This is a genomic window from Leucobacter komagatae, assembly GCF_006716085.1.
GTDB lineage: Bacteria > Actinomycetota > Actinomycetes > Actinomycetales > Microbacteriaceae > Leucobacter > Leucobacter komagatae.
Map to the genome: position 1 here is coordinate 1,374,658 of NZ_VFON01000001.1, position 24,199 is coordinate 1,398,856.

At 67.7% G+C, this 24,199-nt stretch carries 24 protein-coding genes; 7 read left to right on the top strand and 17 right to left on the bottom strand.

Translation table 11 applies throughout. The annotated features are described in order from the left end of the window. Window positions 1-178 precede the first annotated feature (178 nt). From FB468_RS06380 to FB468_RS06405, 6 genes are all read right to left on the bottom strand, one after another. A complete protein-coding gene (locus tag FB468_RS06380) occupies window positions 179-661 on the bottom strand; it encodes a DUF501 domain-containing protein (protein ID WP_141886604.1) in 483 nt (160 codons plus the stop codon). Further along, entirely contained in the window at window positions 658-1,119 is a 462-nt protein-coding gene (locus tag FB468_RS06385; protein ID WP_141886605.1) for a septum formation initiator family protein, read from the bottom strand. The genes FB468_RS06380 and FB468_RS06385 overlap by 4 nt, the downstream gene beginning before the upstream one ends. A 27-nt stretch (window positions 1,120-1,146) precedes the next feature. Further along, window positions 1,147-2,427: a phosphopyruvate hydratase gene (gene eno / locus FB468_RS06390; protein ID WP_141886606.1), complete on the bottom strand. Its 1,281-nt coding sequence runs from the start codon at window positions 2,425-2,427 to the stop codon at window positions 1,147-1,149. A gap of 94 nt (window positions 2,428-2,521) precedes the next feature. Next, the gene (hisS, locus tag FB468_RS06395; RefSeq protein WP_141886607.1) at window positions 2,522-3,817 is read right to left on the bottom strand and encodes a histidine--tRNA ligase; all 1,296 of its coding nucleotides are present in this window, start codon (window positions 3,815-3,817) and stop codon (window positions 2,522-2,524) included. 209 nt (window positions 3,818-4,026) lie between these two features. Further along, window positions 4,027-5,631: a solute symporter family protein gene (locus FB468_RS06400; protein WP_141888160.1), complete on the bottom strand. Its 1,605-nt coding sequence runs from the start codon at window positions 5,629-5,631 to the stop codon at window positions 4,027-4,029. Window positions 5,632-5,666: 35 nt separating this feature from the next. Continuing rightward, entirely contained in the window at window positions 5,667-6,035 is a 369-nt protein-coding gene (locus FB468_RS06405; protein ID WP_141886608.1) for a DUF485 domain-containing protein, read from the bottom strand. Between the two features lie 164 nt (window positions 6,036-6,199). Here FB468_RS06405 and FB468_RS06410 point away from each other — a divergent pair, with 164 nt between their 5' ends. The 4 genes from FB468_RS06410 (at window position 6,200) to FB468_RS06425 (ending at window position 9,985) form a co-directional block, all read left to right on the top strand. Further along, window positions 6,200-7,024 carry a LuxR C-terminal-related transcriptional regulator gene (locus FB468_RS06410; protein WP_170219643.1) on the top strand — a complete coding sequence of 275 codons (825 nt, stop codon included), beginning with the start codon at window positions 6,200-6,202 and terminating at the stop codon, window positions 7,022-7,024. A 264-nt stretch (window positions 7,025-7,288) separates the two neighbouring features. Then, window positions 7,289-8,848, top strand: a complete 1,560-nt coding sequence (locus tag FB468_RS06415; protein ID WP_141886610.1) for a hypothetical protein — start codon at window positions 7,289-7,291, stop codon at window positions 8,846-8,848. A gap of 21 nt (window positions 8,849-8,869) precedes the next feature. Beyond that, the gene (locus FB468_RS06420; protein ID WP_141886611.1) at window positions 8,870-9,388 is read left to right on the top strand and encodes a hypothetical protein; all 519 of its coding nucleotides are present in this window, start codon (window positions 8,870-8,872) and stop codon (window positions 9,386-9,388) included. A gap of 189 nt (window positions 9,389-9,577) precedes the next feature. Next, entirely contained in the window at window positions 9,578-9,985 is a 408-nt protein-coding gene (locus tag FB468_RS06425; protein ID WP_141886612.1) for a hypothetical protein, read from the top strand. A 46-nt stretch (window positions 9,986-10,031) separates the two neighbouring features. Here the strand turns inward: FB468_RS06425 and FB468_RS06430 are convergent, their stop codons facing one another. Further along, window positions 10,032-10,748 (bottom strand): MazG nucleotide pyrophosphohydrolase domain-containing protein, encoded by a 717-nt coding sequence (locus tag FB468_RS06430; RefSeq protein WP_246055782.1) that lies wholly within the window; start codon window positions 10,746-10,748, stop codon window positions 10,032-10,034. Window positions 10,749-10,858: 110 nt separating this feature from the next. Between FB468_RS06430 and FB468_RS06435 the strand changes: the two genes are divergently transcribed. Further along, window positions 10,859-11,338 carry a hypothetical protein gene (locus tag FB468_RS06435; protein WP_141886613.1) on the top strand — a complete coding sequence of 160 codons (480 nt, stop codon included), beginning with the start codon at window positions 10,859-10,861 and terminating at the stop codon, window positions 11,336-11,338. A 9-nt stretch (window positions 11,339-11,347) separates the two neighbouring features. Here FB468_RS06435 and mfd read toward each other — a convergent pair whose 3' ends face one another. From mfd to FB468_RS06475, 8 genes are all read right to left on the bottom strand, one after another. Further along, on the bottom strand, window positions 11,348-15,088 hold the full coding sequence (mfd, locus tag FB468_RS06440; protein WP_141886614.1) for a transcription-repair coupling factor: 3,741 nt from the start codon (window positions 15,086-15,088) through the stop codon (window positions 11,348-11,350). Beyond that, window positions 15,085-15,672, bottom strand: coding sequence for an aminoacyl-tRNA hydrolase (pth, locus tag FB468_RS06445; protein WP_141886615.1), 588 nt, complete (start codon window positions 15,670-15,672; stop codon window positions 15,085-15,087). The genes mfd and pth overlap by 4 nt, the downstream gene beginning before the upstream one ends. Before the next feature lie 165 nt (window positions 15,673-15,837). Then, window positions 15,838-16,431: a 50S ribosomal protein L25/general stress protein Ctc gene (locus tag FB468_RS06450; protein WP_141886616.1), complete on the bottom strand. Its 594-nt coding sequence runs from the start codon at window positions 16,429-16,431 to the stop codon at window positions 15,838-15,840. Window positions 16,432-16,613: 182 nt separating this feature from the next. Next, entirely contained in the window at window positions 16,614-17,288 is a 675-nt protein-coding gene (locus FB468_RS06455; RefSeq protein ID WP_141886617.1) for an SDR family oxidoreductase, read from the bottom strand. Window positions 17,289-17,305: 17 nt separating this feature from the next. After that, on the bottom strand, window positions 17,306-17,797 hold the full coding sequence (locus FB468_RS06460; protein ID WP_141886618.1) for an aminoacyl-tRNA deacylase: 492 nt from the start codon (window positions 17,795-17,797) through the stop codon (window positions 17,306-17,308). 86 nt (window positions 17,798-17,883) lie between these two features. Beyond that, on the bottom strand, window positions 17,884-18,681 hold the full coding sequence (locus FB468_RS06465; RefSeq protein WP_141886619.1) for an SDR family oxidoreductase: 798 nt from the start codon (window positions 18,679-18,681) through the stop codon (window positions 17,884-17,886). Between the two features lie 73 nt (window positions 18,682-18,754). After that, complete coding sequence (locus FB468_RS06470) at window positions 18,755-19,213, bottom strand: MarR family winged helix-turn-helix transcriptional regulator (protein WP_141886620.1); 459 nt, start codon at window positions 19,211-19,213, stop codon at window positions 18,755-18,757. Window positions 19,214-19,299: 86 nt separating this feature from the next. Next, complete coding sequence (locus FB468_RS06475) at window positions 19,300-19,983, bottom strand: response regulator (protein WP_141886621.1); 684 nt, start codon at window positions 19,981-19,983, stop codon at window positions 19,300-19,302. 217 nt (window positions 19,984-20,200) lie between these two features. Between FB468_RS06475 and FB468_RS06480 the strand changes: the two genes are divergently transcribed. Beyond that, entirely contained in the window at window positions 20,201-20,767 is a 567-nt protein-coding gene (locus FB468_RS06480) for a sensor domain-containing protein (RefSeq protein WP_141886622.1), read from the top strand. Continuing rightward, entirely contained in the window at window positions 20,706-22,139 is a 1,434-nt protein-coding gene (locus FB468_RS06485; protein WP_141886623.1) for a sensor histidine kinase, read from the top strand. Before FB468_RS06480 ends, FB468_RS06485 begins: the two co-directional genes overlap by 62 nt. Window positions 22,140-22,195: 56 nt before the next feature. Here FB468_RS06485 and FB468_RS06490 read toward each other — a convergent pair whose 3' ends face one another. Both FB468_RS06490 and FB468_RS06495 read right to left on the bottom strand, forming a co-directional pair. Continuing rightward, window positions 22,196-23,203 (bottom strand): homoserine dehydrogenase, encoded by a 1,008-nt coding sequence (locus tag FB468_RS06490; protein WP_141886624.1) that lies wholly within the window; start codon window positions 23,201-23,203, stop codon window positions 22,196-22,198. A 13-nt stretch (window positions 23,204-23,216) separates the two neighbouring features. Continuing rightward, entirely contained in the window at window positions 23,217-24,194 is a 978-nt protein-coding gene (locus tag FB468_RS06495) for a ribose-phosphate diphosphokinase (protein WP_141886625.1), read from the bottom strand. Between the last annotated feature and the right edge of the window lie 5 nt (window positions 24,195-24,199).

Here is a 24,199-nt window from a genome sequence, read left to right on the forward strand (position 1 = left end):
GAAATGCAGTCTGCAAGGTGCGCCCGCTTGTTTGCGCGGGAAGCCAGCTGGGCAACGTTCGCCCAACCCAGACCACTTTACCTGCAAATTCCCTGCAGATCGTCACAAACAGCGCGAGGAGCCACTCAGGCCGACGAATATTCGCCTGCCGAGAGCAGATTCCGCAGTTACTGCGCTGTTACTCGTTCCAGTCAGAACGCTCAAGCGCAAGGTCACCGATCGGGTTCACCCCGGGGCCCGCCGCGAGCGAGTGCCCGATCAGCGCGTGCAGGCACTTCACGCGGGTCGGCATCCCACCCGCGCTGATCCCAGCAAGCTCGGGAACCTCCCCCACCGAATCGCGATCAGCAATGTACTGTTCGTGGGCGCGCTGGTACGCGGCTCGGAGATCCTCATCCTCGGCAAGCATCTCGTTGAACTCGACCATCATGCCCGCGGCCTCGAGACGCGAGGCCGCGGCGACGACCTCGGGGTGCGACAGGTAGTAGAACGTCGGGAACGGCGAACCGTCGGGCAGGCGGGGCGAGGTCGCAACGACCGTCGGGCTGCCATCGGCGGCACGGGCAGCGATGCCGACAACGCCGCGCGCCTCGCGTCCGAGCTGCTCGCTCACCGCCGCGATGTCTGCTGCGGTCGGTTCGGGGAATGGGGGCCGGCTCACTTGCTGCTCCTTGAGGCTTCGTCTTCAGATGGGGTGTCGGGCACCGCGGTGCCCGAGGCGATCACGGACCCGAGGAGGTCTTTCGCCCAGTTGCGTTCAACGCGCGTCAGGTCGGCGCTCGTCTCCTCCTGCGACTCGACCGGCAGAACAACATCGGAGATGATGCTGAGCTGCGTCTCGCCAGGAAGCACGTACGAGAGGCGGTCGCGTGCCTGGGCGCGCACGTACGACGGATCCTTCCACCGCGTTCGCTCGGCGTCGATCTCCTCGACGGCCTCACGGTGCTGACGCACGCTCTCCCGCAGCTGCGCGATCTCGCGCTGCTGCTGCACGAACGTCGAGATGTTCGGGCTGAGGATCAGCGCCCCGGCAATCACCGAGACGACCACGACGACGGTGAAGACACTGAAGCGCAGACTTGCGACCCACGCCGCAATGTCTGCGCCCCAGTTCTTCACCGTGTACTCCTCAGGTCAGGCGAGAGGTTACGCCTGGAAACGCGGGAACGCGCCGCGCCCCGCGTAGCGAGCTGCGTCGCCGAGCTCTTCCTCGATGCGGAGGAGCTGGTTGTACTTCGCGACGCGGTCCGAACGCGCGGGGGCGCCGGTCTTGATCTGGCCGCAGTCGGTCGCGACGGCGAGGTCGGCGATCGTGACGTCCTCGGTCTCGCCCGAGCGGTGCGACATGACGGCGGTGTAGCCCGAGCGCTGCGCAAGCTGCACGGCATCGAAAGTCTCGGTCAGCGTACCGATCTGGTTGACCTTTACGAGCAGCGAGTTCGCGACACCCTTCGCGATGCCGTCGGCAAGGCGCTCGGGGTTCGTGACGAACAGGTCGTCGCCGACGAGCTGCACGCGGTCGCCAACGCGGTCGGTGAGCTCCTTCCAGCCGTCCCAGTCTGCCTCGTCGAGGGGATCCTCAATCGAGACGAGCGGGTACCGGTCGAGCAGGTCCGCGTAGTAGTCGGCCATCTCGGCCGCGGTGCGATCCTTGCCCTCGAACTTGTAGACACCGTTCTCGTAGAACTCCGACGACGCGACGTCGAGCGCGACAGCGACATCCTTGCCCGGCTCGAGCCCGGCGCGCTTGATCGCCTCGACGATGAGGTCGAGGGCAGCGGCGTTGTTCTCAAGGTTCGGCGCGAAGCCGCCCTCGTCACCGAGGCCGGTCGAGAGACCCTTCTCGTTGAGCAGCGCCTTCAGCGCGTGGTAGACCTCGACGCCCCAGCGGAGGCCCTCCGAGAAGCTCTCGGCGCCGAGCGGCACCGCCATGAACTCCTGGATGTCGACGTCGGTGTCGGCGTGCGCGCCACCGTTGATGATGTTCATGAGCGGCACGGGAAGCGTGCACGCCGTTGGGCCGCCGAGGTAGCGGTAGAGCGGCAGCTCGGCCGACGCGGCAGCGGCGTGCGCGACGGCGAGGCTCACGCCAAGGATCGAGTTCGCGCCGAGACGCGACTTGTTGTCGGTCCCGTCGATCTCGCGCAGCACGGTGTCGATGATGCGCTGATCGTCGGCGGCGAAGCCCTCGATCGCGGGCGCAAGCTCGTCGAACACGGCGTCGACGGCCTTGAGCACGCCCTTACCGAGGTAGCGATCCTTGTCACCGTCGCGCAGTTCGTACGCCTCGTATGCACCGGTCGAGGCGCCCGAGGGCACTGCCGCGCGCCCGACCGAGTCGTCGGTCAGGCCGATCTCGACCTCAACGGTCGGGTTTCCGCGCGAATCAAGAATCTCGCGTGCGATCACCGCGTCGATAAATGCCACAGTCTGCTCCTTGTGGTGGAAGTCATGAGACGCGTGTTCCGCGCCTCCTCTCAGTGTAGAGGGTGCGGGGCTCATCGCCCCTGGGATCAGGCCATTACTCGCCGAGTTCGCGCCATGACAAGAGGGCTGCGTCGCGGTCGCCAGGGCGCACGCTCGCGAACCGCTGGAAGCCCTCGCTCTCGAGCCTGGCGAGCAGCGTTTTCATGTTCTTTTGGCGCTTCTCGAGGCGCACGCGCAGGCCGTCAGCGACGAGCGCGCGCTTGAGCACCATGAGGTCCTCGAGCGGGGTGTCGGTGTCGGCGACGAGGGCGACCGACGCGGGGCCCGAGCTGGTGTCGAGCTCGATGAGGTCGACGACGCGCTCGAAGCCGATCGAGAAGCCAACGGCGGGCACATCCTGGCCGAGGAAGCGGCCGATCATGCCGTCGTAGCGGCCGCCGCCGCCGACGGAGGATCCGGATCCCGGGTGCGCAATCTCGAAGATCGTGCCGGTGTAGTAGCCCATGCCGCGCACGAGGGTCGGATCGAAGCGGATCTCGACGCCTTCGGGGAGGCCGCCGTCGAGTGCCTCGCCGAGCGTGACGAGGCTCGTGACCCCCTCCTCGGCAGCGCCTGCGGGCAGCACCGCGGCGATCGCCTCGCGCGTGACCGGGATGCCCGCGGCGAGCGCCTGGTCGACGCCCTCAAGGATGCCGCGCATCGCCGCGGCGGCTGCCTCGTTCGTCTCCGCGAGCTCGGCCGTGACGCCGTCGACGCCGATCTTGTCGAGCTTGTCGATGGTGATGAGGGCGCCGGCCTGTTCCTCTGGCGCGAAGCCGCAGTGGTCAAGCAGGCCGAACAGGATGCGCCTGTCATTGACGCGAATTACGCAGTCCTTCAGACCGAGCTGCGCGAGCACCTGCGATGTCGCGGTGATGAGCTCGATCTCGGCGATCACGCCGGACTCGCCAATAATGTCGATGTCGGCCTGCACAAACTGCCGGTAGCGCCCCTTCTGCGGGCGCTCGGCCCGCCAGACCGGGGCGATCTGGATTGACCGGAACACCGGCGGCAGCTCTGCGCGGTGCGAGGCGTAGAAGCGCGCGAGCGGCACGGTGAGGTCGAAGCGCAGGCCAAGGTCTGCGAGCTGTTCCGGGTCGCCCGACTCAGCGGCTGCGGCGAGCGCCTCGGGCTTGATCCCGCGCTTCAGGATCGAGAAGCTCAGCTTCTCGTTATCCCCGCCGAGGCCCGAGTGGAGGCGCGCGTGGTCTTCAACGACCGGCGTCTCGATCTCGTCAAAGCCGTGCGAGCGGTAGACGCCGCGGATAATGCCGAGGGCGTGCTCGCGGCGGGCTTTGTCGGCTGGCAGAAAGTCGCGCATGCCGCGCGGCGGGTTCACTGGGTTAGCCATGTCTCCCATTCTTCCATGCCCGGCGGGGGCGGCAGGCCCGCCAGGTGGCAGGCCCGCCGCGTGGCTAGCTCGGGCCGCGCGGAACTCTCTCTCCGTTTTGACGTAGTTGCGCACGCCCGAAGTACGTGAAAACGGAGAGAAAGTCAGGCAACAACAGCAGTGCCCCCGACACACCGCGTCGGGGGCACTTCCGCATTGTCGGTGAGTGGTTAGTGGTTCACTGGCGGCTCAGCACCGTACCCGGTGAGCGAGCGCACCTCCATCTCGGCCGCCAGCTTTGTCGATTCAACGGTCTTGTCTGTGACGGTTCCGAGCCAGGCGAGGAAGAACCCGACAGGGATCGACACGATGCCCGGGTTCGCGAGCGGGAAGATCGCGAAGTCGATGTTCTCCCCAAGCATCGATGTCGGTGCGCCAGACATCACGGGCGACAGGGTGATGAGCCCAACGGCGGTCACGAGCCCGCCGATCATCGACCAGACAGCGCCGCGGGTCGTGAACCGCTTCCAGAACAGCGAGAAGAGGATCGTCGGGAGGTTGGCCGACGCCGCCACAGCGAACGCGAGAGCAACGAGGAACGCAACGTTTTGCCCCTGCACACCGATCCCGCCAGCGATGGCGACGACGCCGATCACGAGGGTCGTGATACGGGCGACCTTGACCTCCTGCTTCGGTGTCACGTTGCCCTTCTTGATGACGCTCGAGTAGATGTCGTGCGCGAACGAGGCGGAGGCCGTGATCGTGAGGCCAGCGACGACCGCGAGGATCGTCGCGAAGGCGACCGCCGAGATGAAGCCGAGCAGCAGTGGGCCCCCGAGCTCTGCTGCGAGCAGCGGTGCCGCAGAGTTCACGCCGCCGGGTGCCGACTTGATCGTCTCTGGGCCAACGAAGGCCGCCGCGCCGTACCCGAGCACGAGGGTGAACAGGTAGAAGATACCGATGAGCCAGATCGCCCACACGACAGACCTGCGAGCCTCGCGCGCCGTCGGCACGGTGTAGAACCGCATGAGCACGTGCGGCAGGCCGGCAGTGCCGAGCACGAGCGCGAGCGCGAGTGACACGAAGTCGAGCGGCATCGCGCCGTACTGGATGCCGGGGGCGAGGATCGCGTCGCCGTTCGTGTTCTCCGGGTTGTTCACGGCCGCCTCGAGCACCGCCGCGAAGTTGAAGCCCTTGAGCGCAAGCACCCACACCGTCATGGCGCCCGCGCCGAGGATGAGCAGCGCGGCCTTGATGATCTGCACCCACGTGGTGCCCTTCATGCCGCCGATGAGTACGTAGAGGATCATCACGACGCCGACGACGGCGACGACGACCGACTGGCCGATCTTGTCGTCGATGCCGAGCAGCAGCGAGACGAGCCCACCAGCGCCCGCCATCTGAGCGAGCAGGTAGAAGAAGGTCACGGCGAGAGTTGTGAGGGCCGCAGCCATGCGCACGGGGCGCTGCTTGAGGCGGAACGACAGCACGTCGGCCATCGTGAACTTCGCGGTGTTGCGCATGAGCTCGGCGACGAGCAGCAGCGCGACGAGCCACGCGACGAGGAACCCGATGGAGTAGAGAAACCCGTCGTAGCCGTTGATGGCGATTGCGCCGCAGATGCCGAGGAACGACGCCGCTGAGAGGTAGTCGCCCGCGATTGCGAGCCCGTTCTGCCTGCCGGTGAAGGATCGGCCGCCCGCGTAGAAGTCAGCGGCCGTCTTCGTGTTGCGGCTCGCACGGATCACGATCACCATGGTGACCGCGACGAACGCGCCGAAGATTGAGATGTTGAGCGTCGGGTTCTGCGCCGCCGAGGTCTCAAAGGTAAACATCTGGGCCGCGAGCGGCCCCGCCAGTACGAGTCCGCTCATCGGGCAGCCCCTTCCGCCTCGCGAGCAAGGTCTTCGAGATCGGCGCGCAGCGCCTCCGTGCGCGGGTCAATGCGCTTGTTGGCAAACATCACGTACGCGGTCGTAATCGCAAAGGTCGTCACGAACTGCAGCAGCCCGAGCCAGATGGCAACGTTGAGGCCGAGGAAAGGCCGGGCCATGAACTCGTGCGCGAACGCGCCGAGCAGCACGTAGAGCAAGAACCAGGCGAGGAACGCGGCGGTCAGCGGGAAAACGAAGCTGCGAAGCCTCCGTTTGAGCTCCTGGAACTCCGGGCTTGCTTGAAATTTCTCGTAGTCAATCGGGGCGGCTTCCGCCGCCTCCTGCACGGGAACGTCTTCGGACATCTGGGCCTCCTTGCCCTGTCTCGTCGAACTCAGGGAGCCAAGGCCCGCTCGTGGCGGGTTCTCGTCTCCTCTGACGACCGCGGCGCTGCGGTCTGTTCACGATGCTAGAAATCATGGTTAGCATGTAGTACCCCCGAAAGTTGGGAGTGCCAATGGTGCCACCTATGACCGTGACCAAGCAGCGTATCCTCCAGGACGCAGTCACGGAGTTCTCTCGAGCCACCGGTTTCACGCTCGCCTTCGGCGGGTACGAGGCCGATGGCGTCACGACCGTGACCGCGCTCTCCGGGACCGAGGGCGCGAGCCTGCAGGGCCTCAGAGTCGCGAACTGGCGCGGCCTCGGCGGCAAGGCCATGATCGAGTTGCGGCCGCGGTTCACCCGCGACTACATGTCGTCGCAGAGCATCAGCCATGACTACGACCTCGAGATCGGTGCCGAACGCATCGTGATGCTCGTTGCCGTTCCCGTGATCGTCGACGGCGTCACCCGCGCCGTGCTCTATGGCGGCACGCGGGGCGAGTCGGCGCCCGACGCGACCTTCATGCAGGCCGCAGCTGGTGTGAGCGAGGAGCTCGCGCGGGTCATCCGAGCGGAGGATCAGGCGCACGCGCACGCGCGGCGGCCGGTCGAGCCCGCTGAGCTGCCGGGCAACGTGCTCGAGGAGCTGCGGAGCAGCCACGCCGAGATCCGCAGGATCGCCTCGGAGACCACTGACCCCGTCGCCCGCGAGCGGCTCGCCGCCATCGAGCAGCGGCTCGCAGGGATCGGGCGGCCGGCAGCCGCCCCCGCCGAGCTACACCTCACGACGCGCGAGATCGATGTGCTCTGCCAGGCGGCGCTCGGCGGCACGAACGCGAGCATCGGTGAGGCGCTCGGCATCGCGGAGAGCACGGTCAAGAGCTATCTCAAGACCGCGATGGGCAAGCTCGAAGCGCCAACCAGGCACGCGGCGGTGACCGCAGCGCGCGGCTTCGGGCTCATCCCATAGCTCCGCTCGCCCGCGTCGCGCTATGATTGTGTGACAAACGCCATTGGTTTGTGGGGAAACCGTGCCGAGGCTACGAGATCTGGAGCTCTGCAACCCCCAATGTCCACCATTCAGTTTGACCACCAGGTCGCAACGAGCCTTATGAATGACCTCGGCTGGTTTGCAACTGTCCTCATCGACCAGGGCGCTCATCGGCGAGGGGCCATGAATACTGCCTTGCTCGACGCGAAAGGCCCATACTCAGACCTTCTCGTAGACGCTTGCATGATTGAGTCAGAAGATCGCGGGAGGTTTCGGGGCAAGATCGCTGACCTGCAACCCGAGATTGCCACTGCGTCGCAGAAGGCGCGGGAAGAGGAAGAGCGGCTCCGCGAGGTTGCCGTGTGGGAAGCCGGCGCGGCGCTCCGCCAGCTCGCCCTGTCGCCCACCTCTCCGGTGCCGATGGTGCAGCAGGGCCCACAGCCGTCGTACTACCCGATAGCCCCGCCGCCGCTACGCATTGCCTTTCAGGCGCGCGGCCGCCCGCGCGGGCGTCAGGGCAGCGGAGACGGATCGGCAGTGTGCTCGGCAGACCCGGGGAAGCTCAGGGAGTTCGTCAGGCAGTCGAAGGCGATGGACCTTGCACTGCACAGTGACTTCTCGCGCCTGCGCGACTCGGTAACCAAGTTTCAGCAGTCGTGCGGTTGGGCTCCGCTTGAGGCCGCGGGAGCCCTCGCAGCGTTCGAGCGCTACCTCACCGAGAACGAGGAGACCGCGGCGTGGGTGAGCCGCGTTGCCACCGCGTTCCAAAATGCCGGTGGGGGCGAACTCACTACCCGCGTGCTCGACCTCGCCACAGCGACAGCGATGCCAACGCCCGCGTCACTGCTCGAACTCACGGACGAAGAGCTCCTCGCGCTCGCGGCCGCGGGCTTCCCCGGGGTCACCGTTGACGTCGTCGAGAACTGGTGGGCAGGGCTCCGAGAGGCGGATCGCGAGGCACTGACAACGGCGGCTGCGGTGCTCATCGGAAACCTCGCAGGCATCCCGATCGCCACGCGCACGGCGACCAACGCGCTGCGCGCGGCAGAGCTCGCGGAGGTCAAGGGCATCTCAAAGGCCGAGCGGACGTATTGGCTGGAGGTCGCGAGCGGCGAGCGCTCGCTCGTGCTGTGTCTGCCCGAGTTCGAGCGCATGATCGAGATGTTCGGCACGATCGGGCCGAACACGACGCACGCGATCACGTATCTTCCCGGCACCGGGATCACGATGGGCGATCTGTTCAAGGAAGGTCCGCAGCAGGTCCCGAAGTACCTGGCAGACCACAGCGATGGCAAGGGCGTCACCTTCGTTTACATGGACCGGCCGTGGATTACCTGGACCGGCGAGCGGCGCAATACGAACCCCTGGTACCTCGCGAAAGTCGGGGCGGCGCTCGGGGGCTTCCAGCGCGACGTCATCGGCCGCGACCCGGTGCTCGCGAACGCGACCACGGTTGTCGGCGGGCACAGCGCGGGCTTCACGCCCGTCACGTGGCCGACGGTACAAGCCGACATCGTCTTTTCGCTCGCGGGGTCGTACAGCTTCGGCGCGAAGTTCGAGCGGCCGCCATCGATGACGAAGTATCTGAGCTATGGCTACGACAACGACCCCATCGCCTACATCGGCAAGGTTCCGGGCCTCGACTCACCGACGTCTCCAGACAGCACCTACGACAAGAACGTCTACAGCGGCGAAGGCATGAGCGGCATCGACGCCCACAACCTGACCGCAACTGACGCGGAACAAAACTTGCCACTGCTCGATGATCTCGTGCAGGAGCTTTTCCCAACCGAGGAGGGGTAGGCAATGCGCCACAGATTACACATGCTTGCACTCATTGGAGGCATCGCTACGCTGGCTCTGTCGGGCTGCTCAGGGAGCCCGAAGGAGAGCTACGTTGCCCCCGCAAGTACGCTCACAGAGGCGCCGCCCTTCATGGAGGAGGTCGTGGAGGAGCTCGTCAGTTACATCCCCCCAGAGCACATCGAAGAGAGCTGGTACCACCCGGAGAAAGATCAGACCCGCTCCACGATGTTTTGCAGCGCTGACCTCGACGGCGTCTCCGACTACATCAGAATCACCCGGGGGGGATTGATGTGGGCTGACGACACCGTCGACGTTGTAGAGGTTGCCAAGCAGATCGAGGCGGACTACTCTGCCAAGCCCGGGTGGATCGTCACCCGCCCCGAAGAAGGCTACTCGGGCCCCGAGATCACCGTCCGCTCCCCCGAGCATTACATATTCAACGTCAACATCGACGCTGAAACCGGCTACTTCGCAATCGGAGCGTGGTCCCCGTGCTTCCCCAAGCCTCCAGAGCATCGCACTATCCACAAGTATTGAACTTCCAGCGCTCCCCAAATGCCGACATTCGTCAACGCAGCCACCCCGAGGAAGCTGCACACACGCAGCAGAGCTCAAGGGTTTCTGCTCGTTGGAGCACTCGCTACGCTGGCTCTGTCGGGCTGCTCAGGGAGCCCACAAGAGGGCTACGTTGCCCCCGCGAGTACTCTCACAGAAGCGCCGCCCTTCATGGAAGAGGTCGTGGAAGAGCTCGTCAGTTACATCCCCCCAGAGCACATCGAAGAGAGCTGGTACCACCCGGAGAAAGATCAGACCCGCTCCACGATGTTTTGCAGCGCCGACCTCGACGGCGTCTCCGACTACATCACAATCACCCGAGGCGGATTGATGTGGGCTGACGACACCGTCGACGTCGTGGAGGTTGCCAAGCAGATCGAGGCGGACTACTCCGCCAAGCCCGGGTGGATCGTCACCCGCCCCAAGGTAGGCTACTCGGGCCCCGAGATCACCCTGCATTCCCCAGGCGAGTACATGTTCAACGTCAACATCGACGCAGAGACTGGCTACTTCGCAATCGGAGGCTGGTCCCCGTGCTTCCCCGCACCCCCAGAGCACAGCGGAATCGACAGGTACTAGCCCAGGCAGGCACTGCGCACCAGCGCACCCGCCCGCCCGAGCGGCGTCAGTCGGCCGTCACGCGCGCTGCGAGCCTGTCGCTCGCGAGGCGCAACGCGCGATCCGGATCGACCCCCGCCGCGTTCGCGCGAATGACGAGCGCGAGCATCGCGTCCCCGATCCCGACCTCGGCGATCGCCGCCTCCTGCGGCCCGATCGCCACCGACAGCGGGTCCACAGCCGATCGCTCGGCGGCGGCCGGGTCAACGAGCCCGGCCCGCTTCAGCCGCTCGACGACCTTCGCGGCCCGCGCGAGCGTCGGCATGCCCGCGGGAACGCCATCGAGCGGTGCGCGTGAGCCGCGCTGCTCCCCCGCGGCGTCCTCCTTCAGCCGCTCCCACTCGGCGTTGAGCTCTTCAACCGACATGTACCCCCGGTCGCCGAACACGTGCGGGTGTCGCGCAATCAGCTTCTCGTTGAGCGCCCGCGCGACGGTATCGAGGTCGTAGCTCTCGCCGTCACGCTCGGCAATCGCAGCGTGAAACAGCACCTGGTACAGCACGTCACCGAGCTCGCCGCGCACCTCGTCGGCCGGGAGCTCGCGCTCGAGCGCGTCGATGAATTCGAAGGTTTCCTCGATGAGAAACGGCACGAGCGTCTCGTGGGTTTGAGCGGCGTGCCACGCGCAGCCCCCCTCTCCGACGAGGCGGCGCACGGTCGCCACGACCTCCCCCACCGCGTCCGTCGCGGCCATTGGTTTGGGTCTGTCAGCGCCAGCATCCATGAGTGAGAGCCTAACGCGTCGGGCTGACCCGCGGGTGCACGCCAGCTGTGTTCCGCGGGGCCGGGCACAATCTCAGCGGACCGTGACCCCGCACGGTTAGGCTCGATCGCATGAGCAACGTGACCCCGAAACTCCTGGCCACACTGGGTGCCGTCGCCCTTGCCTCCGCGCTCACCGGTTGCGTGTCATTCTCTGCGGCGCTCCCCGGCGATCTCCCCTCACCCGAGGCATCGAACCGGATCGGGCCCGAGGGCTGCGGCGTAGCCGGCGACAAGGTCGAGGCCCTCGTGAACGACGTGCTCGCCGAGCTCGACACGGTGCAGGAGACGGCGCTCGCAGGCGAGCTGCCAGACCTCACCGCGCTGCTCGCGCCCTTCCAAACCGACGTCGCGTCGTTGACCGAGGGCGTGACCGACCCAGAGCTGCTCGCGGCGCTTACCGAGGTGCAGACAGGCTTCGCGGGGTTCGCCGATATCCCCGCACCGCAAAATGTGCTCGAGGCCGCCGGCTACGTACAGGAGTTCGGGGCGCAGGTGCAGGAGCTCCGCGACAGCGGTGCAGCGCTCCAGGAGCTCTGCACCGCCAAGTAGCCGCGGTCGCTAGCTGGTCGCCGGCGCGGCCGCAGCGGGACCAGGATCGGGTTCGAGCAGCGTCGCCACCACCGTCGACGTCCACTTCACAATGTCGCCGTCGTCGGGGGTCGACCGCTGGCCGACGCCCGCGAGCGGGCTCCGCGCGCTCGCGGTGCCGCCCGGGAGCGGGATCTGCAGCGTCTTCGTGGACTCCGTGTACTTGCCGCCCGGGTACATGCGCGTCATGCGCATGCGCCGTGAATCGAGCAGCGTGACGGGTTCGAGCCTGAGCGTCGGGCCGAGCGCGACAACTTTCGTGAGGCCGAGGATCGACGCTCGGCGGCGCAGCGCCGAAACCGCGGCGAGGCGCGCGACCTCCGCCGGCGGCTCGCCGTAGCGGTCCGTGAGTTCCTCGAGCACGAGTTCGACGTTCTCGGCCGGCGCCTGCGGGTGCGAGGCCGCGGAGAACTTCTGGTAGGCCTCGAGCCTGAGCCGCTCGCTCTCGACGTAGTCCTCGGGGATGTGCGCGTCGACGGGAAGCTCGAGAATGAGCTCGGTGGTCGTCTGCACGTCCTCACCCTTGAACGTGTTCACCGCCTCGCCGATCATGCGAAGGTAGAGGTCGAAGCCAACCCCGGCGATGTGGCCCGATTGCTCACCGCCGAGCAGGTTGCCCGCGCCGCGAAGCTCGAGGTCCTTCAGCGCGACCTGCATGCCCGAGCCCAGCTCGTTGTTCGCGGCAAGGGTCTCCAGCCGCTCGTTCGCGTGCTCGGTGAGGGGCTTGTCGGGGTCGTACAGGAAGTACGCGTATGCGCGCTCGCGGCTGCGCCCGACGCGGCCTCGCAGCTGGTGGAGCTGGCTGAGGCCATACTTGTCAGCCTGGTCGATGATGATCGTGTTCGCGTTGGCGATGTCGAGGCCGGTCTCGATGATCGTCGTCGAGACGAGCACATCGAACTTACGCTCCCAGAAATCCTGCACGACCTGCTCGAGCTGGTGCTCAGAGAGCTTGCCGTGGGCGACGGCGACGCGCGCCTCGGGCACAAGCTCTGCGATCTTCGCCGCCGTGCGGCCAATCGAGCTCACGCGGTTGTGCACGAAGAACACCTGCCCCTCGCGGAGCAGCTCGCGGCGGATCGCCGCCGAGATCTGCCGGTCGCTGCGCGGCCCGACGAAGGTGAGGATCGGGTGCCGATCTTCCGGCGGTGTCGCGAGCGTCGACATTTCGCGGATGCCGGTGACGGCCATTTCGAGCGTGCGCGGGATCGGGGTCGCGCTCATCGCGAGGATGTCGACGCCCGTCTTGAGCTTCTTCAGGCTGTCCTTGTGCTCGACGCCGAAGCGCTGCTCCTCGTCGATGATGAGGAGGCCGAGATCCTTGTAGATCACGCTGTCGGCGAGGAGCCGGTGCGTGCCAATGACGACGTCGACGGTGCCGGCGGCGAGGCCCTCAAGCGTCTCTTTTGCCTCCTTGTCGGTCTGGAACCGGCTGAGCGCGCGCAACTGCACCGGGAACCCGGCGAAGCGGTTCTGGAAGGTCTCGAAGTGCTGGTTCGCGAGCAGCGTCGTGGGCACGAGCATCGCGACCTGCTTGCCGTCCTGCACCGCCTTGAACGCCGCGCGCACCGCGACCTCAGTCTTGCCGAACCCGACGTCACCGGCGAGCAGCCGGTCCATCGGCACGGGGCGCTCCATGTCGCGCTTCACCTCGTCAATGGTGGTGAGCTGGTCGAGCGTCTCGGCGTACGGGAATGCCTCCTCGAGCTCGCGCTGCCACGGGGTGTCCGTGGAGAACGCGTGACCGGGCGACGCCATGCGTGCCGAGTACAGCTTCACGAGCTCGACGGCGATGTCACGGACGGCCTTGCGGGCCTTCTTCTTCGCGCCTTCCCAGTCGCTGCCGCCCATCTTTGAAAGCGCGGGCGCCTCGCCGCCGACGTACCGCGAGAGCTGGTCGAGCTGGTCGGTCGGCACGTACAGCTTGTCCTTCGGCATGCCGCGCTTCGTCGAGGCGTACTCGATAACGAGGTACTCGCGCAGCGCCTTCCCGGCGTCGCGCCCGATACCGGTGGGAACCATGCGCTGGGTGAGCTCGACGAACTGGCCAATGCCGTGCGTCTCGTGCACCACGTGGTCGCCGGCGACGAGCTTCAGCGGGTCGACGACGTTCTTGCCGCGCCGACGCGCAAGCTTCTGCCCGGTCTGCCCCTGCGCGGTGACCGTGCGGCCGAAGAATTCGGCCTCGGTCTCGAGCAGCAGCTTGGCTTCCTCGTTCTCAAAGCCCTGCCATGCGATGCCCGTGACGAGGTAGATGACCCCGTGTTCGAGCTCAGCCGGAAGCTCCTCGACAATGCGGGCCGCGGCGCCCGTCTCTAAGAGCAGGTCGCGGGCGCGCTCGACGAGCCCGACGCCCTGAGCGGTGACGATCGCGCGCCACCCGTCCGCAAGCCTGCGGCTCAGGTGCACGAGCGCCTGGGCCGTCGCGTCGCTGTCCGTCGCCGACCGGCGAACCGGTCCGCCCTGCACCGTGATGATCGCGTCGTCGACGCCGTCGATCACGGTGAGGCCGCGCGGCTCATCGCCGCCCTCGGCGTCGTTCGGGCCAGTTGAGCTCACCGCGCCGTCCAGATCTTCAGCGTCGCGCACGAAGCCCGTCAGGCTCCACCACGGGCGATCATGCGACGCGCGCCGAAGCTCGGCGACCGTGAGCATGCCGCTGTCGCCGGTCGGCACGGGCGTCTCAGCGCCGACGGTCGCCGCGTGCCAGGCCGCCTCAAGGAACTCTCGGTTCGTCTCGGCAAGGCTCACCGCACGACCGGAGACCCGCTCGGGCGACACGACGAGCACGGCGCCGCCGTCGGGCAGCAGCCCGGTGAGTGGCGCGAGCCCTGGCACGAGCTGCGGCAGCAGGCTCTCCATGCCCTCGACCGCGATCCCCTCGGTCATCTTCTCGAGCATCGTCGACAGCGCCGGGAACTTCGGCAGCAGCTCGGCGGCGCGGGCACGCACCTCGTCGGTGAGCAGCAGCTCGCGCGCCGGCCACAGTTCGAGGAGCTCGACGGGGTCGCCGGCGCTGCGCTGGTCGGACACCGAGAACCTGCGGATCTGATCGACCTCGTCGCCGAAGAAGTCGACGCGCATCGCCTGCTCGGCCGCGGGCGGGAAAACGTCGAGGATGCCGCCGCGCACGGCGAACTCGCCGCGCCTGGTCACCATGTCGACGCGCGTGTAGGCGAAGTCGACGAGCTTGCGCGAGAGCGATTCGAGGCCGGTCTCTGCGCCGCCGATCCGCGGTTCCTCGCCAGCGCGGAGCACGACGGGCTCGGCGAGCGCGGCGTGTGGCGACACGGGCTGCAGCGCCGCGCGGACCGAGGCGACCATGACGAGCGGCCCGGCCTCGGACTGCGCTGAGTCGTCGCGGTAATCCCGGAGCATCCGCAGCGCCTCGGCGCGGCGCCCGACGGTCTCAGCGCTCGGGCTCAGCCGCTCGTGCGGCAGCGTCTCCCATGCCGGGAACTCGGTGGTGCGCGCCTCAGGGATGAGCGACGCAATCGCTTGGCGGATCGCATCAGCCTCGCGGCTCGTCGCGGCGATAAGGAGGTACGCCCCGCGATCCCCCGCCTTTCGGCGCCGATGGATCAGGCCGGCGATGAGAGGTGCGCGCAGCCCGTCAGAGACCGAGAACTCGGCGTCGGTGCCCGCGGCGTCGAGGGCTCGCGCGAACGAGGGCGCGCCCTCGAGCAGCCCGTCAAGCCCGCGGAGGCTCATCGTGCGCCCCCGTGGAATCGCTGCTGCGTCGCGGTGAGCCCGTCTGTCACGAGCATCTCGCTCGCATCTGCCGCATCTTCGAGCAGCACGGCGAGCGTGTCGCGCTCACCGGAAGCGAACGGTTTCAGCACGAAGTCGGCCGGATCCTGCTGGCCTGGCGGGCGCCCGATCCCGATGCGCACGCGCAAAAACTCGGGGGTGCCGAGCGCCTTAGCGATGTCTCGGAGGCCGTTATGGCCGCCGTGGCCACCGCCCTGCTTGAGCTTCAGCGAATCGAACGGGAGGTCGAGCTCATCGTGGAGCACGATCACGCGTTCGGGCTCGACGCCGAAGTACTTTGCGAGCGCCGACACCGGGCCGCCCGACGTGTTCATGTACCCGTTGGACTTCGCGAGGATGAGCTTCGGCCCGCCGGGCACAAGCCGGCCCTCGGCGACGCGCGAGTTCGTCTTGTGGGGCGAGAACTTCGCACCCATGCGGCCCGCCAGCACGTCGAGCGCCATCTGGCCGACGTTGTGCCGAGTCGCCTCGTACTTAGGCCCGGGGTTGCCCAGGCCAACGACCAGCCAACTATCACTCGCCACGGTCTCAACGTCCTTTTTCTTTCGCAGGCCAAACACCCTCTAAGCCTATGCGCCGTCGGGCCGCCGAGAGTGCGAAATTGCTCTCGGCTGAATGGTTTGTCTAGACACACGAAACCCGCCGGGCGGTGAGCCACCGCCCGGCGGGTTTCGTGAAGTACCTGAGGGTTACTCGGCAGCTGCTTCCTCTGCCGCCTCTGCGGCCTCCTCGTCCGCGCCAGCGCCGCGGGGAACGACAACCTGCACAACGAGGTGGTCGGCGTCGTCGAGGAGCTCGGCGCCCTTGGGGAGCTCGAGATCGCCGGCGAGAATCTGGGTGCCCTCTTCCGCGCCCTCGATGTCAACGACAACCGAGTCGGGGATCGAGGTTGCAGGAACGAGCAGGCGTGCCGTGTTCAGGTCCTGCAGCGAGGTGGTGCCCGAGAACGAGGTGCCGGTGACGTGGATCGGAACCTCGACCTCGACCTTCTCGCCCTTCTTCACGATGAGCATGTCGACGTGCTCGATGATCTGGCGTACGGGATCCTTCTGCACGTCCTTGACGAGCACGAGCTCCGACTTACCCTCGATGTCGAGCTCGATGAGCGCGTTCGCCTGGCGAACGATGAGGCTCAGCGGGTGGGTCTCAACCGTGATGTGCTTGGGGTCGGTGCCGTGGCCGTAGACAACGACGGGGGTCTTGCCTGCAGCGCGGAGCTTGCGGGCCGCACCCTTACCGAAGTTATCGCGGGTGGTTGCTTCGAGCTTGTTCTCTACGCTCATGATGATTCTCCTTGCGGGCTCTCGCCCCGTGTCGGGCGGGTTTCCCCGCCGGCGTGGTGTCTCGCACTTATAACGTGCGACGCAGCGATGCCCCGATGTGGGGAGGTCGTTCCGCGTCGATAACGGGCGTTTCCGCCCCTCGCCGAAGTACAGCCACTAATCCTACACGAACCGGGCCACGTCTACGACCCGAGCGTCGCGATTGCCTGCCCGATTTCCGTGTCGCCGTCGAGCAAGTCGAAGGCGACACTGCCGAGTTCGGGGCGCGCCACCACCTCGGCGAGCACCTGTGCGACGTTGTCGCGGCTCACCGGCCCACGGTCGAGCTGGGAGCTCACGGTCACGCGGCCGCTCCCTTCTTCGTTTGTCAGGGTGCCGGGGCGCACGATCACCCAGTCGAGCCCGCTGGCTTCGAGGGCGAGATCGGCCGCGTACTTCGCGCGCTGGTATGCGGCGAAATCAACGCCCATGGACTCCGGCGGCGCGGTCGCAACCCCGATGTATGAGATCTGTACAACCCGCGCGCCGAGCTCAGCGGCGGCCGCCATTGTCGTGAGCGCGCCTTGATAGTCGACGGTTTCCTTGCGCTCGGGGCCAGACCCCGGACCGGCGCCAGCTGCGAACACGAGCGTGTCTGCGGCGCCGAGCGCACGAGCGAGCTCGTCGCCGGAGGATCGCTCGAGGTCGAACACCACGGGCTCTCCCCCCGCTCGTTCGACGTCGGCCGCGTGGTTGGGGTTCCGAATAGCGCTGAGCACCCGGTGGCCGGCTGCGCTCAAGAGCGCGGTTGCTTTGAGGGCGATCTGCCCATGCCCGCCGATCATGCCGACGGTGAAATTTGGGGGAAACTCGTTCACTGGTGACTCCTTTGCGACTATTCGGTTTGAGCGCCGGTGAGCTGCACGGTGTCGGCGCCATACGCCTCGACGAGCGCGTCGGCGTCGACGAGCGCCCCGATGCCCGGGCTGCCCGCGCCAACGACGACGGTCTGCCCGCGCAGACCCTCATCCACGATGACAGGCCAGGCTGTGCTTGACCCGAGCGGCGTGATTGTGCCGCGCTTGTAGCCCGTTGCGGCGTAGGCAGCGTCGGCGTCGGGCAGCGATAGCCGGTTGACGCCGAGGTGCGCACGCAGCTTCGCCCAGCTGAACTGACCGTCGAGTGGGGTGAGCACGAACACGAAGCTGTCGCCGCGCTGTACGACGACGCTCTTCACGATCTGAGCGCCGCCAAAGTCTGCGTTGGTCGGGCGGCCGGTGCCGTCGCGCACCACGAACTCGACGGTGAGCCCGCGTGCCGCAGCATCGGACGCGGCACGCCTGGTCTCAGCTGGTGCGCTCTGGCTGGTCTCTGCTGCGTCCGTCACTGCTGCCTCGTTTCTGTCCCGGGGGCGTTTCCCAGTCGGTGAAACGCCCCCGGGGAAGAAACTATTTCACCGGGTGAGCCCGGTTCTTACTGGTCGTTCCACGACCAGATGTCGTCACCGCGCAGCGACGCGTCAGCGCCACCGTCGCAGTAGATGACCTGGCCTGCCATGTGCGTGTTGTTCGCGTCCGTGAGCCAGACGAGCACGTCAGCGATCGACTGCGCCGGCTGGTGCGAGTTGAGCGGCATCGGAACCGCCGCATCGACCATCGCGCGGCCCTCCTCCGTGGCGAGCAACTGCTCGGTCATCGGAGTCACGACCGTGCCGGGTGCGACCGCGTTGAGCGCGATGCCAGCGCCGGCCCACTCGGGCGTCACCGCCTCGCGCCTCACCCAGCGGGCAATGGCCCGCTTTGACGACGGGTACACGAGGTAACCGACCTCGGGGCCCTGCGCCACGACCGCGTCAGCGATCTCGAGCGTCTTCGCCTCGTCACCGGCGAGCGCGGCTTCGACCATCTCCTTGGAGTTGGGCTGCAGCGACGCCATCGATGAGACGACGGCGGCGCGAGGAGCCTCGGCTGCGGCGAGCGCCGGCCGCAGCGCCTCGAGGAGCTCGGTGACGCCGAAGTAGTTGATCGAGATGGTCTTCGCGATCGGAGCGGAGATGCCCGCGCACGCGATCACGCCGTCGATCACGCCGCCCGCGAGTTCGGTCGCGCGCGCTGCCGCGTCGATTCGGCCGTCGTGTGTGGAGAGGTCGGCCTCGACTTCGGCGCCCTTGAGGTCGATACCGATCACACGATCCCCTCGGTCGCGCAGCGTCTGTGCCGTCGTTGCCCCAATGCCTGAAGCTGAGCCGGTCACAACATAGGTACGTGTCATGGTGTTTCTCCTTCGCTTGCATGCGCCGCCCGGTTCGAGCGGCCTTTCGGGCGGCCGAGTGGCCGACCAGCTTCTAGGCGGATGGTTCCGGCTGAAGCAGCTTTCTTGCGACCTCGGTGACGGTGCCAATCTCGTCGGGTCGAAGCCCTGCCGTCGCGCGTTCGACCATGCGAATCCCGTAGAGCACGAGGCCGTCGTACGCCGTTTGCCCGGACTCGGAGAGTTCGATGAGCGCGGAGCGCGCGTCAGTGCGACTCGGCGTCCGGTCGATGAGGCCCGCGGTCGCGAGCCTGCTCAGTGTCTTGCTCATCGTTGGCCGGCTCAGCCGGAGCTCCGCGGCGAGCGCCGCTGGCTGCACGCCTGCGCGGTGCTGCCCGATGACGTAGAGCGCGCGCACGTCGCCCTCGGCGATGTCGAGATTGATCGCTGCCGCGATACTGCCCTGGGTCACCGCCGCCGTCCAGTTTGAAATCAGACCGACGACGGCAGTGAGCAGGTCGGCGGCGGTTGTCTCACTGGGTCTGGCTGGCATACTCCCAGCCTACTCCTTTAGTTGCCATTGGCAACTAGTTGTGCGCTGCGTATCGCTCCCGGCGCAATCTCACAGCTTTCGAGCGGTCAGCCGCCAGCGGTCACGAGCCCCGACTCATAGGCGGCAATGACCAGCTGCGTCCGGTCGCGCAGCCCGAGCTTGCTCAGCAGCCGGGAGACGTGGGTCTTCACGGTCTGCTCAGAGAGGAACAGCCGCTCCGCAACCTCGGCGTTCGTGTGCCCCGCCGCGATGAGCCGCATCACATCGAGTTCGCGCTCGGTGACCTGCGACAAGGTCGCGCTCTGCTTGCGCTCCGGCCTGGCCGCGTAGTCGGCGATGAGCCGCCGCGTCACCGACGGCGCGAGCAAGGCCTCGCCCGACGCGACGACGCGCACCGCGCCAACGAGATCCTCCGCGCTCGCGTCCTTGAGGAGAAACCCGCTCGCGCCCGCCCGCAGCGCCGAGAACACGTACTCGTCGGCATCGAACGTCGTGAGCATAATGACCCGCGGGTGGTCGTCGCCCGGCCTGCCAAGCAGCGCACGGGTCGCGTCGAGGCCGTTCATCCGCGGCATACGAATGTCCATCAGGATCACGTCCGGGCGCGCGCGGCGCGCAAGCTCAAGCACCTCATCGCCGTCCGCGGCATCCCCGACCACGGTGATGTCGGGCTGGGCGCCGAGCAGCGCGCCGAAGCCCTGCCGCACCATCGCCTGGTCGTCGACGATCGCGACACGAATGGGAGAGGTCTCGGGGGCGCTCATGGTCATGGGACGATCATAAACGGGCAGGATCGCAAAGCGCCCACCCACCCCGAGTTCTCGGGCACGTTCGCTCTCACGGGGGAACGGCCCGGGGCCGACGTTCACCCCGCAGGGTGACGTGCGCGGCGGGTGCGGCGTTTTACAGTTGGCAGCACCGGCAGCACTCGTGCCGGAAGATCGGCCTCACCGGCCACGGGTCGGAAGAGAGACAGGGATACCCACCATGGTGAATACAGCAGCACAGACGACAGTGCCATCGCGAGGAGGCAGGTGGTCAGAGCTCTTCAACCCAGCCCGAGTGATGCGCGACATCGGCTACGTGCTTCCCGGTTTCTTTGTCTCGCTGTTCGCGTTCTCGCTGCTCGTCCCCCTCGCATCCCTCGGCATCGCTACCCTCATCATTTGGCTCGGCGCGCTCCTACTCCCCGCTACGCTCCTGCTCGCGACGAAGTTCGCACACCTCTCCCGGAGCCGCGCCGCCTGGTGGGGCGAGAGCGTTCCGCCCCCCGGCTACCAGGTTGTCGGCGAAGGCGTGACCGGGTTCATGCGCATCATGGCGGACGGCCGCCGGTGGCTCGACCTCGCGTTCGAGACGCTCGTCGCGTTTCCGGCTCGCGCGATCACGTTCTCGATCGGGATCACCTGGCTGTCGGCCGCGCTCGGGGGGCACGACCTGGTTCATCTGGGCCCGGTTCCTTCCCGAAAACGACAGCGTCTTCCCCGGCAACATGCTTCTCGCCCTGTTCGGCGATGCACTGACCCCAGAGGTCGCCTACTCGCGCGCCGCTGAGGGCGTGACCTACACGGTCTTCGGCGTTGTTACGTTCCTACTGCTGCCCATCGTCATGCGTGCGCTTGCGGTGTTCGACATCGCCCTCACTCGCGCGGGCCTCGGCGGGAACGCGGCGGAGGCGCCGGCTGCCCCGACCGCCGCCAGCCCTAGCGACGGCATGTCGCTGGCCGAGGCGCTGCCGTTCGCGTCATTCACTGGCTGGTCATGGATCCTGATCGGCTTCGCCACCGTCGCGACGATCGCCGTGACTTGGCCCCTCCTTGTCACGCTCTACGAGGTGCACCCTGCGATCGCGATGGTGCTCGCCGCCGCTGAGGCGGCCGCGGTTGCCCTCGCGCTGCGGCTCCCCGCCCTTGCGATCGCGCTTGGCACCGTCACGCCCGCCGCGACCACGCTCATCACCGCCGCGCCCATCGCCACTCCGTGGCCGTGGCCCGTCACCATGCTGATCGTGCAGGCGCTTCTCGCCTTCATCATCGGGCTGCGGCACGACTGGCGGTGGGTACTCGCGGCGCTCGCGCTCCCGCAGCTCGCCGTCATCGCGGCCGTCGCGTTCTCGGGGGCCGGGTTCACTGGCGGCGCGATCACGAGCCTCGTCATCAGCAGTTCCGTGGCACTCGGTCTGGGGCTCTGCGGAATCGTCGCGCAGCGCCTGCTCGAGAACCGTGGGGCGCTTCGCGCCGAGCGCCAGCACAGCGCAGAGCTCGATGCGAAGCAGCGTGAGCTGTCCGAGCGCAATGTCGTCGCGCGCGAGCTGCACGACGTCGTCGCCCACAGCATGTCGGTCGTGAGCATCCAGGCGAACACGGCGAAGTACCGCATCCCCGGGCTCGGTGACGAGGCGGAGGCCGAGTTCGAGGCGATCGCGCAGTCATCGCGGCAGGCTCTCTCCGAGATGCGCGGGCTGCTCGCGACGCTCCGCGACAGCGACGGCACGGCCCCGCTCGCACCGCAGCCCACCCTCGCCGACCTGCCGGCGCTCATCCAGTCGAGCCGCAACTCGGGTGCCGAGATCAATTACCGCACAGCGGGTGACGCTCCCGCCGAGAGCGTGCTGTCAGCGACGGGGCTCACCGTGTATCGCGTCGTTCAGGAGAGCCTCGCGAACGCGATGCGGCACGCCCCCGGCGCCGCGATCGACGTGACGGTCACGCTCGGGGACGACACGATCACCGTCGGCGTCGTCAACGGCCCCGCACCCCAGGAGGCGCCGCCTGCGCCGGGCTCGGGCCTCGGCCTCGCCGGGCTGCGGGAGCGCGTCACCGCGCTCGGCGGGTCGGTCACGGCCGGGCCGACGCCCGCTGCTGCCGGTGAGGGGTCAGGATCGGCCGGCGCTGGGTTCGCGGTGAGCGTCGAACTGCCCCGGTAGCCCGCGCTCGGCGCGTCCCGGCAGCGAGCCGCGCGTCTCCGCACCTCCTCGCAGCGTTAGAGCTCTGCGAGGAGGTGCTCGACGTCCTTGAGCACCGCGGCGACCGTCGCCTCTGGCGTCGAAGCGCCACCGACCAGGGTGTAGTCGCCGAAGCCTTCGGCCGAGACCATGAGCGCTTTCGTGCTCCCCGTCGCTGACGCGAACGGGTGCTCGCGCGGGTACGCCCGCACCTCGACCCGCGCCTCGTAACCGGTCGCCGTCCGTTCGAGCACGCCGACGAGCGCGGGCTTCTCCCCCGCCTCGCGCCAGGCGGCCACCCGCGCGCCGGTGACCTCGAGCACGCTTTCCCGTGTGATCCCGCGAAATGGCAGCCACTCGCCGAGCGCAAGCCCCGCGATGACAACGAGCTTCGCCGCCGTGTCGCTGCCGTCGAGGTCGAAGGTGGGGTCTGGCTCCGCGATCCCGCGCGAGATCGCTTCGGCGACGGCGGCGTCGAGCGAGGATCCTTGCCGGGTGACCGCGTCGAGCACGAACGAGGTTGTGCCCGTGAGCGCGGCTTCCACGCGCGTGACACTCGCGCCCGCCAGGTTGTGTCTGAGGAAGTCGACGGCGGGCAGCGCCGCCGAGCTCGCCCCGCTCGCGTGCACCCGGCTGCTGCTCGCGCTCGCGAGGCCGAGCAACCTGGCGCCGTGCAGGGCGAGGGCGCTCTTTGAGACCATGATCGCGTGGATGCCGCGCGGCAGCGCCCACTCAAGGTGCGCGAGCCCCGGGCCGCCTGTCTCGTAATCGTTCGGCCCGGCGTCGATGATGACATCGGGTGCCGCTTCTGCGAGGAACGCGGCCCCGGTGAGCCCCAGCGCCCACGAGGCGCGATCCTCGAACTCGCCCACCGCGATCCCGCCCGATCCGACGATGCCCGCGCGGCTCCCCGCCGCGCCGACGAGACGAAGGTCGACCCCGAAGCGTTCCGCATAGCGAACGCGCCGCGCGAGCAGCGCCACCGCGACGCGAGATCCGATCCCGCCACTCCCGGTGAGCGCTACCCGCACGACGCGCAGGGTCATGGTTGGCGCCTGGTTAGGCCGCGCCCTCGAACATCGAGGTCACGGAGCCATCCTCGAACACCTCGTGGATCGCCTTCGCGAGCAGCGGGGCGATCGACAGCACGGTGAGCTTCTCGAAGCGCTTCTCCTCGGGCACCGGCAGGGTGTCCATGACGACGACCTGGTCGATGAAATCCTGCGAGAGGTACTCGACGGCCTTGCCCGAGAAGATCGCGTGCGTCGCGGCGATCGTGACGCCGCGGGCGCCGGCCTGCTTGAGCGCCTCGGCGGCCTTCGAGATCGTGCCGCCCGTGTCGATCATGTCGTCGACCATGAGGCACCAGCGATCCTTCACGTCACCGACGATGCCGTGCACCGAGGCCTGGTTCGCAACCGAGGGGTCGCGGCGCTTGTGGATGATCGCGAGCGGCGCACCGAGGCGGTCGCTCCAGACGTCGGCGACGCGAACGCGGCCCATGTCGGGCGAGACAACAGTGAGGTCGTCGCGGTTGAGGTTCTTCTCGAAGTGCTCGAGCAGCACGGGCATCGCGAACAGGTGGTCGAGCGGGCCGTCGAAGAAGCCCTGGATCTGCGGCGCGTGCAGGTCGACCGACATGATGCGGTCAGCGCCCGCGGTCTTGAAGAGGTCGGCGATGAGGCGCGCCGAGATGGGCTCGCGGCCGCGGCCCTTCTTGTCTTGACGCGAGTACGGGTAGAACGGCGCGACGACCGTGATGCGCTTCGCCGAGGCGCGCTTCAGCGCGTCAACCATGATGAGCTGCTCCATGAGCCACTCGTTGATCGGGTCGGTGTGCGACTGGATCACGAACGCATCCGAGCCGCGGACACTCTCGTCGAAGCGGGCGTAGAGCTCACCGTTCGCGAAGGTTCGGGCATCAGTGGGAACGAGTTCAGCGCCGAGTTCAGCGGCAACTTGCTCGGCGAGCTCGGGGTACGCTCGGCCGGTAATGAGAACGAGCTTCTTCTGCCCGGTCATCTCGATTTTGCTCATCAGTG